The following is a 15,195-nucleotide window of genomic DNA, read 5'->3' on the forward strand; positions in this document are numbered from 1 at the left end:
TTAGGAAATGAATGTCCGCAGTGACCGAATTCAGCCTGCCGTCAGCTCGTTCTCGAGCGCGGCGGTCTCGGTGACCGGCATGCGGCAGGTGAACTCCCGGCACACGTACGCCGCGGGGCGGCCGTCGACGAGCGTGCGGCCCTCCATCAGCGGGACGCCGCCACCGGTCGCCACGACGGCGGGCACCGGGCTCAGCAGGGCCGTGCGGTGCAGGTCACGGGTGCGCGGGTCGTCGGCCGGGCCGACGACCGCGACCTCCAGGGGACCGGCGAGCAGCGCCTCCACGACGGCCAGGCCCCAGCCGGCGAACCGCGCGTGCCGCTCGGCGAGCGGCACCACCGGGGCGAGCGCGGCGGCGGCCGCGTCGCGGTGCCGCGCCGAGCCGGTGAGCGCCGCGTACGACAGCAGCGCCCCGGCCGCGGCGAACTGACCGGACGGCGTCGCGTTGTCGGTCGGGTCCTGGGGACGCTTCCACAGGCGCTCGGCGTCGTCGGCCGTGTCGAAGAACCCGCCCTGGCCGTCGGCGAACCGGTCGAGCACGACGTCGAGCAGCTCGCCGGCGAACGCCGCGTGCGCCGCGTCGCCGGTCACGCCGTACAGCGTGATGAGCCCCTCGGCCAGGTCGGCGTAGTCCTCCAGCACGCCCGCGTTGTCGCCGGCCCGCCCCTCACGGGAGGTACGCCGCAGCCGCCCGTCGCGCCAGTGGACGTCGCGCAGCAACCGCGCGGCCCCGACCGCGGCCTCGACCAGGTCGGGCCGGTCGAAGTACGCCCCGCACTCGGCGAGCGCCGCGATCGCCAGGCCGTTCCAGGCGGCCACGACCTTGTCGTCCCGTCCCGGCGGGATGCGACGGGCACGGGCCGCGCGCAGTGCCGCGCGCACCCGGGAGTACCGTTCACGGTCCTCCGGCGGGCGCGGGAGCTGCAGGACCGAGGTGCCGTGCTCGAACGTGCCGGTGACCTCGAACAGCTCCACGGCGTACGCGCCGTCGTCGGCGCCGAGGACCTCGGTGAGCTGCTCGGGGGTCCAGACGTAGTAGGCGCCCTCCTCGTGCGCGCCCTCCGGCGTCTCGCTGTCGGCGTCGAGCGCGCTGGCCAGCCCGCCCTGGGCGGTCCGCAGGTCGGCGAGCATCCAGTCGCAGGTCTCCAGGGCGATCCGCCGGCCCTCGTCGGCGCCGGTGAGCCGCCACCAGTGCGCGTAGACGCGGGCGAGCAGGGCGTTGTCGTACAGCATCTTCTCGAAGTGCGGCACGACCCAGGCGGCGTCCACGGAGTAGCGGGCGAAGCCGCCGCCGAGCTGGTCGTAGATGCCGCCTCGCGCCATCGCCGTGAGCGTGGCGTTCGTCATCTCCAGGGCCGTCTCCAGCCCTTCGCCGCCCCGTGCCGCGTGGCGCAGCAGGAACTCCAGCACCATCGACGGCGGGAACTTCGGCGCCGTGCCGAACCCGCCGTGCGCCCGGTCGTACCCCTCGGCGAGCCCGCGTACGGCGGCGGCCGGCACCTCCTCCGACGGGACGGCGCCGCCCCCGAGGCCGGCCGTGCCGCTCAGCGCGCCGACGACCTTCTGCCCCTGCGCGACGACGTCGTCGCGCCGGTCGCGCCACGTCTGGGAGACGGCCTGGAGGAGCTGCTGGAAGTGCGCACGAGGGAAGTAGGTGCCGCAGTAGAACGGCTCGCCCGACGGCGTCATGAACACGGTCATCGGCCAGCCGCCCTGGCCCGTCATCGCCTGGGTGGCCTCCATGTAGACGGCGTCGACGTCGGGGCGCTCCTCGCGGTCCACCTTGACGCTGACGAACAGGTCGTTCATCATCCGCGCCGTCGCGGCGTCCTCGAACGACTCGTGCGCCATGACGTGGCACCAGTGACAGGCGCTGTAGCCGACCGAGAGCAGGATCGGGACGTCTCTGCGCCGGGCCTCCTCGAAGGCGTCATCACCCCAGGGGAACCAGTGCACGGGGTTGCCGGCGTGCTGCAGCAGGTACGGGCTGGTGGCGTCCTTCAACCGGTTCATCGGCTCTCCGGGATCTGGCCGGGTATCTGCGCTGGTGCCGTGCTCGGGCCCTCGCCGTGGCGGCTCATGGTTCCACCGTAGTGGCCGTCGGATGCCGGCTCGGGCGGGGCACCGTCCGCAATTGCCCACCGCGATTCCCGCGGATGCGCGGGCCAAGCGAACTAATCTATGCACAGGAGTCATCAAGGGCGGAGTGTGGATAGTGGATCTGATTTCGGTCTCGGCGCTGGTCTCGCTCTTGTCGAAGATCTTCAACAGCACCACGGAAAAGGCCGGCGAACAGTTGTGGCAGTCGCTGGCCTCGATCGTCCGGCGTCTCTTCGGCCGCAACACCGCGTCCGTCGAGGCGGTGAAGCGCCTGGGTGAGCGGCCGGGTGACCCCGACGCGATCCACGCCCTCGCGCAGGCGCTCGTGGACGATTCCAGCCGCGACCCGCGGGCCGCCGCCCAGCTGCGCCACTGGGTGGCCGCCGCCGAGCAGACCATCGCCGCGAGCGGCGACGTGAGCAACTCGATGAGCGGTGAGGTGCACGGCAACGTCCTGCAGGCGCGCGACATCCACGGCAACGTCACGTTCTGAGCGTCCGTCACCCCGGCGTTGCGGAACCTTTCAGGTTCGCCTGAGGCGGGCTCCAGGATGGTGGGCCACCATCCGGCATCATGCGAATCCTCCAGGGCGGAGTGTTGCTGGCGTCGGGTGCCGCACTGCTCCTCACCGCGGCCTGCGGGTCCTCCTCGGGTGACAAGGCGGCGGCCTCGCCTTCCGGATCGGCGTCCTCGAGCGGTTTCGCCGCGTACGCCGCCTGCCTGAAACAGCACGGGGTGAACATCCCGACCGCGCGTCCCTCAGGTCGTCCCTCAGGAGGCGGCGGCCGTTTCTTCGGCGGCGGCGCGAACCAGCAGGCGGTTCAGGCCTGCCGGTCGCTGGCCCCGCGAGGCGGCCGCTTCGGCGGGCAGGGCATGCAGGAGCTTCAGGCGTACCGCAGCTGCCTGTCCGACCACGGAGTGAAGCTGCCGACCCCCACGCCGGGCGCCCAGCGCACGCCCGGAGCCCGGCGCACGCCGGGCGCCCGCCGTTCGCCGGGCGCGGGCCTCTTCGGCGGTCTCAACACGGCGGACCCGAAGGTCGCCAAGGCCCTCAAGACCTGCAAGCCGTTGCTCCCGACGTTCTCTCCGCGTCCGTCGCCGAGCTGACCCAGACCCCCGCGCGAGCTCTCCTCCCTCGCGCGGGCCCCCCGGCCGCGCGGGTTCCCTCCCCCGCGCGGCTCCCCGCTGTACGGGCCCGGTCAGCGCGCGGCGAAGCGGTGGGTGCGACGGCTCGGAGGCCGCAGCGACCAGGACACGACGGTCAGCGCCGCGATGACGGTGAGCGGCACCAGCTCGCCGAGGGCGTAGCCGGTGACCAGGTGGGACACGATGGCCCCGCTGTAGGTGAAGAAGGCGCCCGCGTAGGCCCACTCCTTCAGCAGCGCGTACCCCGGCACGAGCAGGGCGGCGGCGCCCAGGATCTTCCAGGAGCCCATCAGCACCAGGAAATAGGGCGGATAGCCCAGGTGCACCACGAGGTCGCGGACGTACGGGATGCGCGCGACGTCCCACAGGCCGCCGACTCCGAGTTCGGCCGCCACCATGACGGTGGCCGACCAGTACGCGAGCGCCCGGCCGTGCGTGAAGCCGTACCGGATCGGTCGCCCGACAGCAGTATCACTACATGTAGCTTTACTACTCATGTCGTCGACGGTAGCTTTGCTACGTATGAGTGCGCAAGCGTTGAAGGGCCATCTGGACGGCATGCTGCTGGCCGCGCTGGAAGACGGTCCCCGCCACGGCTACGCGGTCATGGAGGTCCTGCGCGCGGGCAGCGGCGGCCGGTTCGACCTGCCCACCGGCACGATCTATCCCGCCCTGCGCCGCCTCGAGCGGGCCGGGCACGTACGCGCTCGCTGGTCCGAAGAGGGCGGGCGGCGGCGTCGCGTGTACGAGCTCACCGCGAGCGGCCGCCGGGCGCTGTCCGACGAGCGCCATGCCTGGCAGGAGTTCTCCGCCGCCGTCACCACCCTGCTCGGGCCGCATCGGCGGCCGGCGACACCGTGACCGGCGGCTCCGGCGCCGGGCCGGAGGTCATCGCGGCCTACCTGGACGAGATCGCCGCCCGGCTGAACGGCCCGGCCAGGGCGCGCCGCGACATCATCGCCGAGCTGCGGGCCGGTCTCGCCGACGCGTCCGACGCCCACCGCTCCGCCGGGCTGAGTCCCCTCCAGGCCGCGCGCGCCGCCGTCGGCGAATTCGGTGACGCCGCGCGGGTCGCCGAGGGATTCCGCGCCGAGCTGGCCGCCGCCCAGGCCCGCCGCGTCGTGCTGCCCCTGGTGACGGCCGGCCCGTTGATCGGCCTCCTGTGGGTGGCCACCGCCATGACCGGCGGTATCGGCGGCCGGCCCGTCCCGCCCTGGCACTGGGACGGTCCGCCGGCCGGGGCCCGGCCGGTCGTCCATCTCGCCGTGATCGCACTCGCGACGGCCATCGCCGGCGCCCTGTTCACCGTGGCCGCCACCGGCCGGTTCACCGGCCGGCTCCCCGGCCGTCCCCTCGTCACCGCGGCGATCGCCGCCGGCGGTACCGCGCCGATCGACCTCACCCTGCTCGTCCTGTTCGCCGTCCAGGCCGCCGCTCCCGCCGGGATCGCCGCGTTCCCGGCGGGGGCCGCCGCGGCCGCCAGCCTCGCCCGGCTCGCCTTCACCGGCCGCGCGGTCCGGGGCTGTCTCGCCGTCCGCGCGGTCAGCCGCCCTGGACGCTCGTCGCCGTGACCGTGCCGTCCTGGCCCGCGGTGCCCTGCACCACGACCTTGGAACCGGCCTTGAGCGCCTTGGCGGTCGACTTCTTGGCGATGGTGACCTTCGTGGAGCCGGTCGTCTTCACGCGGACGATCCCGTTCGGCGTCTGGACGTAGATGGTGTCGCCGTCCACGAGTTTGACCGTGCCCGACGTGCCACCGCCGGCCGTACCGCCCCCGGCCGTCGGGGCGCCGCCCTGCCGGCCGTTCTGGCCGTTCTGTCCGCCGAAGCCGCCAGGACCGCCGCCGAAGCCTCCGGCCTGACCCCCGGCGCTTCTCCGGAGCTGACCGAGCAGCGCCGCGGGGTCGGACGAGGACTTCTTGGCGCCCCAGTGGCGGTCGGCCTGGACGCCGCCGACGAAGCCGCCCACCAGCAGGACGCCCGCGACCAGCAGAACGGTCGCCGACGGCGGCCGGCGTATCGGCCGGTCGTCGGCCTTGAGCTCCTCGGCCAGGTCGCCCTCGAAGGGCGGGGTGTTCAGCAGATCCTCGGGGGGCACATCGAGATCCCCAGGTGGCGCGTCGTTCGTCTTGCGCCGGGTTCCAGTCACGGTTGCTCCCTATTCGTGGCGGAGGGCTTCGATGGGCCGGAGCTTGGCCGCGCGGTTGGCGGGATAGCTGCCGAAGAACAGGCCGATCGCGATGGAGACCCCGAGGGCCAGCACGATCGAGCTGGGGACGATGACCGGCTTGACCCCCACGACCTTGAACTCGCTGCCGATCACACCCGCGGCGACGCCGAGCAGCCCGCCCAGGAGGCTGAGCACGGTCGCCTCGACGAGGAACTGGCCGAGGATGGCGCCGCGCGGCGCGCCGATCGCCTTGCGGATGCCGATCTCGCGGGTCCGCTCGGTCACGGTCACCAGCATGATGTTGGTGATGCCGATGCCGCCGACCAGCAGGCTGATCGCCGCCACCGCGCCGAGCAGCACGGTGAACGTCTTGCTGCTACTGCTGATCGCCGACTGAAGTGTCGCCTGATTCATGATCTGGAAGTCCGCCGTGTTGCTGCCGCTGATGCCGTGCCGCTGGTTCAGGATGTCGGTGATCTCCGACTGCGCGGCGTCGACGGTCTTGGGTGTCTTGGCCTGCACGACGATCTGGTTCAGCGCGCCGTACCCGGTCAGGCTCTCCTGGACGGCCGGCAGCGGCGCGATCGCCACGTCGTCGGCGTCCTGGAAGCCCGACGAGCCCTTGGTCTTGAGCACCCCCACGACGGTGAAGTTCACGCCGCTCACGGTGATCTGCTTGCCGACCGCGTCGACCGTGCCGAACAGGTCCTCGTTCACGGTCTGCCCGATCACGACGACCTTGCGGTCGTTCAGCACGTCGTCGTTGGTGAAGTAACTGCCGCGCTCAACCGGGTCGTTGGACGCCTCGAAGTACGTCGGGTAGGTACCGACGAACTGCTGGATCGTGTGGCTGGTCCCCGCGTACGCGGCGTTCGCCGAGGACGCGTTGACCACCGGGGAGACGCTCTTGACCGACGGGGCCGCCGACGCGTCGGCCATCGCCCGCGCGTCGTCGACGGTCAGGTCGTGCGCCTGCGTCCGCGGCCCGGTCTGCTGCTGCGCCCTGGCGCCGGGGGCGCCGCCGCCGAACACGCGGGCGATGACGCCGCCGCCGCGCCCGCCGCCGCGTGCCGTCGAGGGCATGACGGTCAGCGTGTTGGTGCCGAGCCGTTCGATGTTCTGCTGCACCTGCTTGGACGAGCCGTTGCCGACCGCCACGAGCAGGATCACCGCGCCGACGCCGATCAGGATGCCCAGCGTGGTCAGGCCACTGCGGAGCTTGTTGGCCGCCAGGCCGCGGAGCGCGAATTTGAGGACTTCGAGACTCATCGGTCGCTCACCGCTCCTCACTCGCTCCGCGGAGCGCTCGTACCTCGCCCGTCGCCGCGCTCGCCGCCCCGGACTCGCTCGCGTTCACCGGTCGCTCACCGTTCGCGGTCATCGCAGCCCCACCAGCCCGGGCGGCGGCTCGTCCACGTGCGCCCTGCGCCGGTCGTCGACGATCAGGCCGTCGACCAGACGGATCACCCGCTTGGCGTGGCGTGCCACATCGTTCTCGTGCGTGATCAGCACGATCGTGCGACCGGCGGCGCTGAGGCCGTCGAGGACCTCCAGCACGTCGGTGGTCGACTTGGTGTCCAGGTTGCCGGTCGGCTCGTCGGCGAGCAGCAGCGCGGGCGCCGTGACGAGGGCCCGCGCGACGGCCACCCGCTGCTGCTGGCCGCCGGACAGCTCGTTCGGCTCGTGGTCGACCCGCTCGCTGAGCCCGACGCGATCGAGGGCGGCGAGCGCCCGCCGTCTGCGGTCGGCCGCCTTCACCCCGCCGTACGCGAGCGGCAGCTCGACGTTGCCGAGCGCGCTCATCCGCGGGATGAGGTTGAAGGACTGGAAGACGAACCCGATCTTGCGGTTGCGCACGATCGCGAGCCTGCGCTCGTCCAGCGTGCCCACGTCGGTGCCGTCGAGCAGGTAACGGCCGGAGGTGGGCACGTCGAGGCAGCCGAGGATGTTCATCAGCGTCGACTTGCCGGAGCCGGACGCGCCCATGATCGCGACGTAGTCGCCCTGCTCGACGGTCATGGACACGCCGCGCAGCGCCTGCACCGCCGTGCCGCCCTCGCCGTACACCTTGGTGACGTCTCGGACGTCGAGGACGGTCATCCGCGGGCTCCGCCCCGCGCCCCGCCGCCGGCGCCGCCGAAGCCGCCCGCGCCGGGGAACCGGCCGGTCGGGAACCCGCCCCCGCCCGTCGTCCCGCTGCCGGCGACCAGCACCTGGTCCCCCTCGTTCAATCCGGACTTGATCTCGGTGCCCTGGGCGCCCTGGATCCCGGTCTCCACGATTTTGGTGACCTGCTTGCCGCCGGACATGACCGTGACGGTCCCCCGCCCGCCCGCGGTCCGTACGGCGGCGGTGGGCACGTACAGGACGTTCTCGGCGCTGGCCGTGGTGATCTGGACCGTCGCCGTGGCGCCGATGCGCAGGCCGCTCGGCGGGTCGGTGAGGCTGACGGTCACGCCGTACTGAACGACGTTGTTGGACGTCGTCGAGGTCTGGTCGATCGCGGTGACCTTGCCGCTCGCCCGCGTGCCCTGCATGGCGTCGAAGGTCACCGACGCCTGCTGGCCCTTCTTGATCTTCGCGACGTCGGCCTCGGTGAACTCGCCCTTGATGTCCAGCTTCGAGGTGTCGGCGATGGTGATGAACCCGCCGCCCGAGCTGCTGTTGGACGAGCTGCTCGACGAGTTCGAGGCGGAACCGCCGCCTCCGCCCCCGCCACCGCCGCCGCCGTTGCTTCCGGAGCTGCTGCTGGAACCGCTGCTCGAACTGCTCGACCCGCTGGAGGAGCCGCCGACCGATCCGTTGACCGAGATGATCGTTCCGCTGAAGGGCGCGTGGAGCTCGGTGCCGTCGAGCGCGCGCACGGCGCTGTCGTAGGACGCCTTGGCCTGCACGTAGCTGGAGTAGCCGGAGGGGGTCGAGGTGTCGCCCGCCTCGGCGGCGCTGAGCGCGGCCTTGGCGGACTTCAGGTTGTCCTGCGCGCTCGTGTCGTCGAGCGTCGCCAGAAGCCGCCCCTTCTTCACCTTGTCGCCGACCTGGACCTTGATCGAGTCGACCGTGCCGCTCGTCCCGAAGGAGAGGTCACGGGACTTCGCGCTGGCCACCGAGCCGGAGGCCGAGACCGAGGACACGACGGTGCCGCGGCTCACACGTACGATGCGGCCGGGCGACGAGGCGCCCGCGTCGTCGTGCAGCGACAGGTAGGCGACGCCGACGCCGACGAGGAGAAGAAGAGCCAGCGCGCCGTTGAGCAGCAGGCGCCGGCGACGAAGGAGGGCTTTCACCCGCTACAGCGTCACGGACCCGGCTGGGGCGAACCTGATACGTCCCTGAAAGGTTCCTGCGTGCGGGGAGATGTCGTACGACGACTGCATATTGCCCCTTTATGGCAGATGTCCTGGCCGATGGCATACCGCCCGCGTCATGGGGCGGTGACCGGGCAGGCGTCGTTCAGGAAACTCTCAGGGCAGACTCGGGTCGCCGTCACCTTCGGCCACCAAGATCTCGGTCCGTGAACCGGTCCACCCTACGCGATCTACGCAAACCTCCCTGGCTCGCGGCCGGCGCGGCCGTCGCCCTCGCCAGCGGGCTGGTGGCGGTGGGCGACGCGCCGGCGCGTGCCGTCACGCAGGCGACGGTTCTGCGCGGCGACGTCACCGCGACGGCCGGCGCGGCCGGGACCGTCCAGAGCGCCGACACGCGTGACCTGGTGTTCGGCACGTCGGGAACGGTGACGAAGATCGAGGTCGCCTCCGGCGACAAGGTACGGGCCGGGCAGGTCCTCGCGCGTCTCGACGACACCGACGCGCGCGAGCAGCTCGAGGCCGCGAAGGCGGCCGTCGCGGCGGCGGACGAGACCTACGGCAAGGCGCAGCAGGGCATCTGCGGCGGCGGCGCGGGCGGCGGGTCCGGCGGCGGGAGCCAGGCGCAGCAGGCCGACTACCCCTCCGGAAGCGGACGCCAGAGGTCGGGGTCGGCCGGCGGTACGAGGTCGCGGCCGTCCTCCCGGCCCACCCGGTCCAGGACCCCGGCCCCGACGCCCACGCCCACCCGTACGTCGGCGACGCCGACACCGACCACGTCGCGTCCCACGCGGACCCCCACCCACAGCTCCAAGCCGACGACACGGCCGAGCCGGAGCACCGGCGGCGGCCGGCGTACGGGCGCGGGCTTCGGCGGCGCCCGCCGCGGTGGGAAGGGCGGCGGCTGCCAGGTCAACTCGGTGCAGCTGGCCGCCGCGAGCGTCACCCAGGCCGAGGTCAAGGAGCGCGAGGCGGAACGCACGCTCGCCGCCACCGAGCTCACCGCGCCGATCGACGGCACGATCCTGTCGGTCGGCGGCACGGTCGGCGGTCAGGTGACCGGCCAGAGCCGCACCGGCTTCATCACCCTCGGCGACCTGGACGACCTGCAGGTCCAGGCGATGTTCCCCCTCGGCGAGGTCAACCAGCTGAAGCTCGGTCAGTCGGCCCAGATCAGCCTCGCGATGAGCCCCGGCCGCGCCTACCGCGGCACGGTCGCGCGCATCGACCCCGCCGCGACGACCGACGGCGACCGGGCGCTGTTCGGCGTGATGATCTCTTTGGACGACACGCCGCCCGCGGGTCTGCGTACGGGCATGAGCGCCACCGTGGAGGTGGTGACCGCCCAGGCGGAGAGCACGCTGTACGTGCCGGCCGGCGCGGTCCACCCGAAGTCGAACGGCCAGGCCACGGTCCTGGTACGCCGGGGCGGCCGCACGACGGTCCGCACCGTGCGCACGGGCATCCGCAGTGACCGCTACGTCGCCATCACGTCGGGCCTGAGCGCCGGCGACCACGTCGTCGTGTCGTCCGGCACGGACGCGGACGGCTTCCCCAGCCCCACCTTCCCGGGCAGCTGACACCTCATCGGGCGAACGCGCACGGACGCCATCCGCCTCGCCGGGCGGCCGATCCTCTTTGCCGGGCGTCCGGTTCCCATCGCGCGAACGGCCCGAGCCGGATCGGCTCGGGCCGTTTTTCTCCAGACCGCGGAGGGATGGCCGCGGTGCCCCACGGGCGTCAGGGCACCGCGGCCTCCCGGTCAGGTACCGCCGTTGGACCCCAGCGTGATGTTCACCGTGTGCTTCTCGCCGTTGCGCAGGTACGTCAGGGAGATCTTGTCGCCCGGGCTGTGACCGCGGATCGCCGCGGACAGGTCGTCGGCGCCGTCGATCGCCTTGCCGTCCACCTGGGTGACGATGTCACCCTCCTTCAGGCCGGACGAGGCGGCCGGGGTGCCGCTCTGCACGGACACCACCAGGGCGCCCTGCTGGTCGCCCTCCGCGTCGGACAGCGTCACTCCCAGGTAGGCGTGCGTGGCCTTGCCGGTCTTGATGAGCTGGTCGGCGACCTGCTTGGCCGTGTCGATCGGGATGGCGAAGCCGACGCCGATGTTGCCGTTGCTGTTGCCCGACGTGAGGATCGCCGTGTTGATGCCGATGACCTGGCCGGAGGCGTTCACCAGCGGGCCGCCCGAGTTGCCCGGGTTGATGGCGGCGTCCGTCTGGATCGCGTCGGCGATCGCGGTACCGCCCGAGCTGTTCTGCCCGCCCTGGTTCTGTCCGCCCTGGTTCTGCCCGCCGCCGAACGGGAAGCCCGGAGGCTGCTGTTGCTGCTGATCCCCGCTCTCGGTGAGCGTACGGTGCAGGGCGCTGATGATGCCGGACGTCACCGAGCCCTCCAGGCCGAGCGGGCTGCCGATCGCCACCACCGGGTCACCGACCTGCAACTGGTCGCTGTTGCCGAACGTCACCGGCTTGAGCCCCGACACTCCCTCCGCCTTGATCACCGCGAGGTCCGTCGCCGGGTCGGTGCCGACGATCTGCGCCGAGGCCTTCTTGCCGTCGCTGAACTTCACCGAGATCTGGCCGCCGCCCTGGGCGTCCGCGACCACGTGGTTGTTGGTGAGGATCATGCCGTCGGACCGGATGATGACGCCCGTGCCCTCGTCCTGACCCTGCTGGCTCGTCGCGGTGATCGACACGGTGCTCGGCTGCACCGCCTGGGCGATCGCCGCGACACCGGTGGCCGACCTGTTGGACGCGCCCTTCACGGCGGTCGGGCTGGCGTACGTGCTGCTGCTGCCGCCGATCACCGCGGCCACGGCGCCGCCGGCGACACCGCCGCCGAGGATCAGCGCCAGGGCGAGACCACCCGCCGCGACCTTCCGCTTCGTCGTCCACCACGGATGGCCGCCGGGACCCGGACCGTACGCCGGGCCGGGGCCGTACCCCTGCTCGCCGAACGCCGCCTGACCGTAGGGCCGGTCGTGCGGCCCCGGCACCTGCTGCCCGGGTACCTGCTGGCCCGGCACCGGCTGGCCCGGCACCGGCTGTCCGTAGGCCTGCTCGCCGTAGCCCGGCTGACCGTACGCCTGCTGATGACCGTATTCCTGCCGGCCGTACGCCTGCTGACCGGGCTCTTGCCGGCCGGGCTCCTGCTGGTCGGAACCGGCGGGCTGCGCCTGCGGCGCGGGCGCCGGTCCGGTCTCATCGTCGGCCGGCGTCCGCGGGGCCGGAGGCGGTGGCCACGCCTGCACGTACGTCGACTGGTCCGACGCGGCCGGGGAGGTGCCGGTCTCCCGTTCGGACTCCAGTGGCGCCTCACCGCGCGGCTCTTCCTCGTGGCCGCCCGTCGGCTGCTCGTGGGTCTCCATCGCTCACTCCCCAAGATCCCTCATCTGGTGATACTCAGAGAATCGCGCGCCGGACTGGAGCCACGCTGAGACGCGCCTGAAGGTTGCCGCAATAAAGCCTGTGTTAAGGCGGAGGGATATGCGGGCGGCGGGCGGCGGGCGGCGGGCGGAGCCGAGCGTGCACCGGCCAGGTGGGTCACCTCCCGCCCGGAGCGCGACTCGACGGGGATGGCCGCACCGGTCGGCGCCGACCCGTCGATGGTCGACTCCGGCGCGGCGACGACGGAGGGCAGCCCGGCCTCGTGCGCCGCGAGGGCGAGACCATACGTTCCGGCCTTGTTGACCACGTCGCCGTTCGCCGCGATCCGATCGGCGCGTACGACGACGGCGTCGGGCCAGCCCTGGGCGATTACGAAGGGCCCGGCGCCGTCGCACACGACGCGGTGCTCGATTCCGAGCTCGGCGAGCTCCCAGCAGGTGAGACGGCCGCCTTGGAGCAGTGGCCTCGTCTCGTCCACGATGACGTGGTCCAGGCGGCCGCGCGCGTGCACGGACCGCCTTCCCGCCGTTAACAGATTTTTCGCCGGTCAGAGGCGGTTATCGGATACCGGCCGCTCCTTGGCACCATTTCTGCCGGCCTTTGTTTCTCCGGCTCGGGAATTTGCCGACTTCTGCGGTGAAACCAATAAGCACAGATCACTCCGGGCGATGTCGAATTCGCAGGAAAATGTCACTCTCCGTTAGGTGTAGTGGACCGGACGACGGTTGTAAGTGCCGCCGCGGCACGACGTTCGGTCCCGGTGGTCGCCGGACTTGACGGGCCCGCGCCGGAACACCGCGCCGGCCTGCGGCCCGGCGGCCATCTCGGCAGGCCACGGGCGAGCGCGTCCGCCGGCAAGCCACGGCGAGCCGCCCGGTCGGTACGGCGGAACGGCGGAAGACGACGGCGAGGAGAGGCGGGCGGCACGCTTGTACGGCCGAGGCGCGTTTACTATATTGAACAAGGTGATCACTAGAGTAAGCAGCAGAGGCCGCCTGGTCGACGACGTCTCGCTACTCTTGGTAGCGATCATCTGGGGGTCGAGTTATGTCGTCATGCAGGTCGTCGGCGAGCACACGCCGGCCGCCGCCTTCCTGATGTTACGTTTCGTGTGCGCACTACCTGCCATCGCACTACTCGCCCTGAAAACCCTTAGGAAGCTGACCTGGAACGAGGTGCTCACGGGCACCTTCTTCGGCACGCTGCTGTACGGAATTCTCATTCAGGAGACCGTAGGGGTGCGGTACACCTCGGCCGCGAACGCGGGATTCCTCATCACCGTATCGGTCGTTCTGATCCCCGCGCTCGAACGCGTGCTCAGCGGGCGAAAGCAGCTCCTGATCGTGTACGCGGCGACGGCGAGCGCCCTGATCGGCTGCGGGTTGCTCCTGCTCTCCGACGGGTTTCGTCCGCACTCGGGCGACTTCATCATTCTCGGCGCCGCCATGGTCAGAGCGACGCAGATCACGCTGTTCGGCCGGCAGACGGCGGGCCGGCGACAGTCGCTGGTCAACCTGACGCTGATCGAGTTCGTCGTGGTGGCGCTCCTCGCGGGTCTCACCGCGGTGGTAAGCGGCGAACCTCTCGTCTCCACGATCACGGCGACGCGCCCCTCGGCCTGGCTGCTGATCGCCTACCTGGGCGTCATGGGCACCTCTTTCGCCTTTTTCGTCCAGCTGAGGTCTGCCCGTGCTTCGAGCTCCACACGGGTCGGCCTGATCCTCAGTACGGAGCCGGTCTTCTCCGCGCTGTTCGCCGTCGCGGTCGCGAAAGACACCCTCACCCCGCTGCAGGTCATCGGCGGCACACTGATCGTCGTCTCCGCCGCGGTAGGCCGGATGTACGAGGGGCGCGAGCGTCCGGCGACGGAATCACCACAGCCGTCGCGCGAAGCGCACGAATCAGCACACGCCTAGCATGTGCGTATGCATTCTCGGTCGCCCGGCCAGCCGTGGACTCCAGTTTCACCGACGTCTCCGGGAGAGATGGGGCGCATGGTCGGCGCCCAGGTCAGGCGACTGCGGCTCCTCCGCAAGATGTCGGTCTCGGCGCTGGCCCGCGAATCAGGAGTGAGCAAGGCCACCCTCTCGAACGTCGAGGCGGGGCAGGGCAACCCGACCATCGAAACGATCGCCGCGATCGCCGTCGCGCTTCGGCTCCCGTTGGGAGACCTGATCCAGCCGGTACCCCCACCGGGGCCGGTCGCGCTCCGGGCGACCGAGGTCACGGGGCCCTTCAAACAGGAGCTGTTCCACCGGATCGGCCCTGGCATGAACACAGAGGTGTGGCGGCTGAGAATCGCCGTCGCCGGCTACCGGATCGAGAGTCCCGGCCATACCGCCGGCACGACCGAGCACATCGTGGTCGACCGAGGGCCGATCACGATCAGCGTCGACGGGGAGTCGCTGGATCTCGACACCGGTGATTTTGTGATCTTTCCGGCCGACTCTCCGCACTTCTATGAGGCTCGCGGCCAGGACGTCAGAGCAGTGGTCGTGATGAGTTACCCGGCCATGCCCTGACGCCCGGACGCTTCGGGCTCGCCGCTACTCCTGAGAGATCGGTTCGAGTGTCGCGTCGGAGATCGCCTTGTAGTCATCGACGTGCAGAGCCATCGAACGATCGAGGCGCGCGGCGTTGAAGAACAGCTCGTCAGTCCCTTCGAACAGTTTCGGGTCGACGATGAGCTCGAGCTCGGAGGTGAAGCTCAGCGGCAGAATCGTGCCCACGACGCTGCCGGCCAGGCGCTCCGCGATCTCCGGGTTGGCGAATGAGACATAGGTGCCGTTCTTGCGGCGTTTGATCGCATTGAGGTCGACCTTTCGGTCGCCCGGAACCACGGCCAGCACGTACTTGGTGACTTTCTTCCCCTGCTTCACCATCACGACCATGCATTTGGCCGCCTGACGCAGCTCATTTCCTCGCATGGGGCTCACGATGTCCGTTCGCCCCTCCGGCGGGTGGTCGATAAGACGATATCTGGCGCCTCTCTCGTCCAGAAGCTTGATGAGCTGATCGTAGGTCGAGTTGTCGGACATCTACGCCTCCGAGCCAACACGGTGTTTTGCGAAACGCTAGCGATT

16 protein-coding genes are annotated in these 15,195 nt (G+C 71.2%); 7 read left to right on the top strand and 9 right to left on the bottom strand.

The features are described from left to right. Positions 1-30: 30 nt before the first annotated feature. On the bottom strand, positions 31-2,013 hold the full coding sequence (locus ABEA10_RS05065; RefSeq protein ID WP_345458157.1) for a thioredoxin domain-containing protein: 1,983 nt from the start codon (positions 2,011-2,013) through the stop codon (positions 31-33). Between the two features lie 202 nt (positions 2,014-2,215). On the opposite strand from ABEA10_RS05065, the gene ABEA10_RS05070 reads away from it, so the two are divergent. Next, positions 2,216-2,593, top strand: a complete 378-nt coding sequence (locus tag ABEA10_RS05070; RefSeq protein ID WP_345458159.1) for a hypothetical protein — start codon at positions 2,216-2,218, stop codon at positions 2,591-2,593. Positions 2,594-2,673: 80 nt separating this feature from the next. Beyond that, on the top strand, positions 2,674-3,207 hold the full coding sequence (locus ABEA10_RS05075; RefSeq protein ID WP_345458161.1) for a hypothetical protein: 534 nt from the start codon (positions 2,674-2,676) through the stop codon (positions 3,205-3,207). 92 nt (positions 3,208-3,299) lie between these two features. On the opposite strand, the gene ABEA10_RS05080 is transcribed toward ABEA10_RS05075, so the two are convergent. Next, positions 3,300-3,743 carry a DoxX family protein gene (locus ABEA10_RS05080; protein WP_345458163.1) on the bottom strand — a complete coding sequence of 148 codons (444 nt, stop codon included), beginning with the start codon at positions 3,741-3,743 and terminating at the stop codon, positions 3,300-3,302. Positions 3,744-3,768: 25 nt separating this feature from the next. Between ABEA10_RS05080 and ABEA10_RS05085 the strand changes: the two genes are divergently transcribed. Together ABEA10_RS05085 and ABEA10_RS05090 are read left to right on the top strand one after the other, a co-directional pair. Further along, positions 3,769-4,107, top strand: a complete 339-nt coding sequence (locus tag ABEA10_RS05085; RefSeq protein ID WP_345458165.1) for a PadR family transcriptional regulator — start codon at positions 3,769-3,771, stop codon at positions 4,105-4,107. Then, a complete protein-coding gene (locus ABEA10_RS05090; RefSeq protein WP_345458167.1) occupies positions 4,104-4,817 on the top strand; it encodes a permease prefix domain 1-containing protein in 714 nt (237 codons plus the stop codon). The genes ABEA10_RS05085 and ABEA10_RS05090 overlap by 4 nt, the downstream gene beginning before the upstream one ends. Here the strand turns inward: ABEA10_RS05090 and ABEA10_RS05095 are convergent. The 4 genes from ABEA10_RS05095 to ABEA10_RS05110 all read right to left on the bottom strand — a co-directional run bounded on the left by ABEA10_RS05095 (position 4,789) and on the right by ABEA10_RS05110 (position 8,699). Beyond that, positions 4,789-5,394: a hypothetical protein gene (locus tag ABEA10_RS05095; RefSeq protein WP_345458169.1), complete on the bottom strand. Its 606-nt coding sequence runs from the start codon at positions 5,392-5,394 to the stop codon at positions 4,789-4,791. The genes ABEA10_RS05090 and ABEA10_RS05095 overlap by 29 nt on opposite strands. Positions 5,395-5,403: 9 nt before the next feature. Further along, positions 5,404-6,684: an ABC transporter permease gene (locus ABEA10_RS05100; RefSeq protein WP_345458171.1), complete on the bottom strand. Its 1,281-nt coding sequence runs from the start codon at positions 6,682-6,684 to the stop codon at positions 5,404-5,406. Positions 6,685-6,792: 108 nt separating this feature from the next. Beyond that, on the bottom strand, positions 6,793-7,515 hold the full coding sequence (locus tag ABEA10_RS05105; protein WP_345458173.1) for an ABC transporter ATP-binding protein: 723 nt from the start codon (positions 7,513-7,515) through the stop codon (positions 6,793-6,795). Continuing rightward, positions 7,512-8,699 carry an efflux RND transporter periplasmic adaptor subunit gene (locus ABEA10_RS05110; RefSeq protein ID WP_345458175.1) on the bottom strand — a complete coding sequence of 396 codons (1,188 nt, stop codon included), beginning with the start codon at positions 8,697-8,699 and terminating at the stop codon, positions 7,512-7,514. The genes ABEA10_RS05105 and ABEA10_RS05110 overlap by 4 nt, the downstream gene beginning before the upstream one ends. A gap of 227 nt (positions 8,700-8,926) precedes the next feature. On the opposite strand from ABEA10_RS05110, the gene ABEA10_RS05115 reads away from it, so the two are divergent. Next, on the top strand, positions 8,927-10,297 hold the full coding sequence (locus ABEA10_RS05115; protein ID WP_345458177.1) for an efflux RND transporter periplasmic adaptor subunit: 1,371 nt from the start codon (positions 8,927-8,929) through the stop codon (positions 10,295-10,297). A gap of 182 nt (positions 10,298-10,479) precedes the next feature. On the opposite strand, the gene ABEA10_RS05120 is transcribed toward ABEA10_RS05115, so the two are convergent. Beyond that, a complete protein-coding gene (locus ABEA10_RS05120; protein ID WP_425550868.1) occupies positions 10,480-11,766 on the bottom strand; it encodes a S1C family serine protease in 1,287 nt (428 codons plus the stop codon). Positions 11,767-12,113: 347 nt separating this feature from the next. Next, complete coding sequence (locus ABEA10_RS05125; protein ID WP_345458181.1) at positions 12,114-12,623, bottom strand: hypothetical protein; 510 nt, start codon at positions 12,621-12,623, stop codon at positions 12,114-12,116. 454 nt (positions 12,624-13,077) lie between these two features. On the opposite strand from ABEA10_RS05125, the gene ABEA10_RS05130 reads away from it, so the two are divergent. Both ABEA10_RS05130 and ABEA10_RS05135 read left to right on the top strand, forming a co-directional pair. After that, a complete protein-coding gene (locus ABEA10_RS05130) occupies positions 13,078-14,028 on the top strand; it encodes a DMT family transporter (RefSeq protein ID WP_345458993.1) in 951 nt (316 codons plus the stop codon). A 69-nt stretch (positions 14,029-14,097) separates the two neighbouring features. Next, positions 14,098-14,634, top strand: a complete 537-nt coding sequence (locus tag ABEA10_RS05135; RefSeq protein WP_345458183.1) for a helix-turn-helix domain-containing protein — start codon at positions 14,098-14,100, stop codon at positions 14,632-14,634. A 24-nt stretch (positions 14,635-14,658) separates the two neighbouring features. Here the strand turns inward: ABEA10_RS05135 and ABEA10_RS05140 are convergent, their stop codons facing one another. After that, positions 14,659-15,150: a YbaK/EbsC family protein gene (locus ABEA10_RS05140; protein ID WP_345458185.1), complete on the bottom strand. Its 492-nt coding sequence runs from the start codon at positions 15,148-15,150 to the stop codon at positions 14,659-14,661. Positions 15,151-15,195: the final 45 nt, after the last annotated feature.

The organism is Actinoallomurus oryzae (assembly GCF_039541955.1).
Classification (GTDB): domain Bacteria; phylum Actinomycetota; class Actinomycetes; order Streptosporangiales; family Streptosporangiaceae; genus Actinoallomurus; species Actinoallomurus oryzae.

Bases quoted from the DNA above. Each gene is read 5' to 3' on its own strand.
- ABEA10_RS05065 (WP_345458157.1), bottom strand. From the start codon at position 2,013: ATGAACCGGTTGAAGGACGCCACCAGCCCGTACCTGCTGCAGCACGCC.
- ABEA10_RS05075 (WP_345458161.1), top strand. From the start codon at position 2,674: ATGCGAATCCTCCAGGGCGGAGTGTTGCTGGCGTCGGGTGCCGCACTG.
- ABEA10_RS05080 (WP_345458163.1), bottom strand. From the start codon at position 3,743: ATGAGTAGTAAAGCTACATGTAGTGATACTGCTGTCGGGCGACCGATC.
- ABEA10_RS05085 (WP_345458165.1), top strand. From the start codon at position 3,769: ATGAGTGCGCAAGCGTTGAAGGGCCATCTGGACGGCATGCTGCTGGCC.
- ABEA10_RS05100 (WP_345458171.1), bottom strand. From the start codon at position 6,684: ATGAGTCTCGAAGTCCTCAAATTCGCGCTCCGCGGCCTGGCGGCCAAC.
- ABEA10_RS05105 (WP_345458173.1), bottom strand. From the start codon at position 7,515: ATGACCGTCCTCGACGTCCGAGACGTCACCAAGGTGTACGGCGAGGGC.
- ABEA10_RS05135 (WP_345458183.1), top strand. From the start codon at position 14,098: ATGGGGCGCATGGTCGGCGCCCAGGTCAGGCGACTGCGGCTCCTCCGC.
- ABEA10_RS05140 (WP_345458185.1), bottom strand. From the start codon at position 15,150: ATGTCCGACAACTCGACCTACGATCAGCTCATCAAGCTTCTGGACGAG.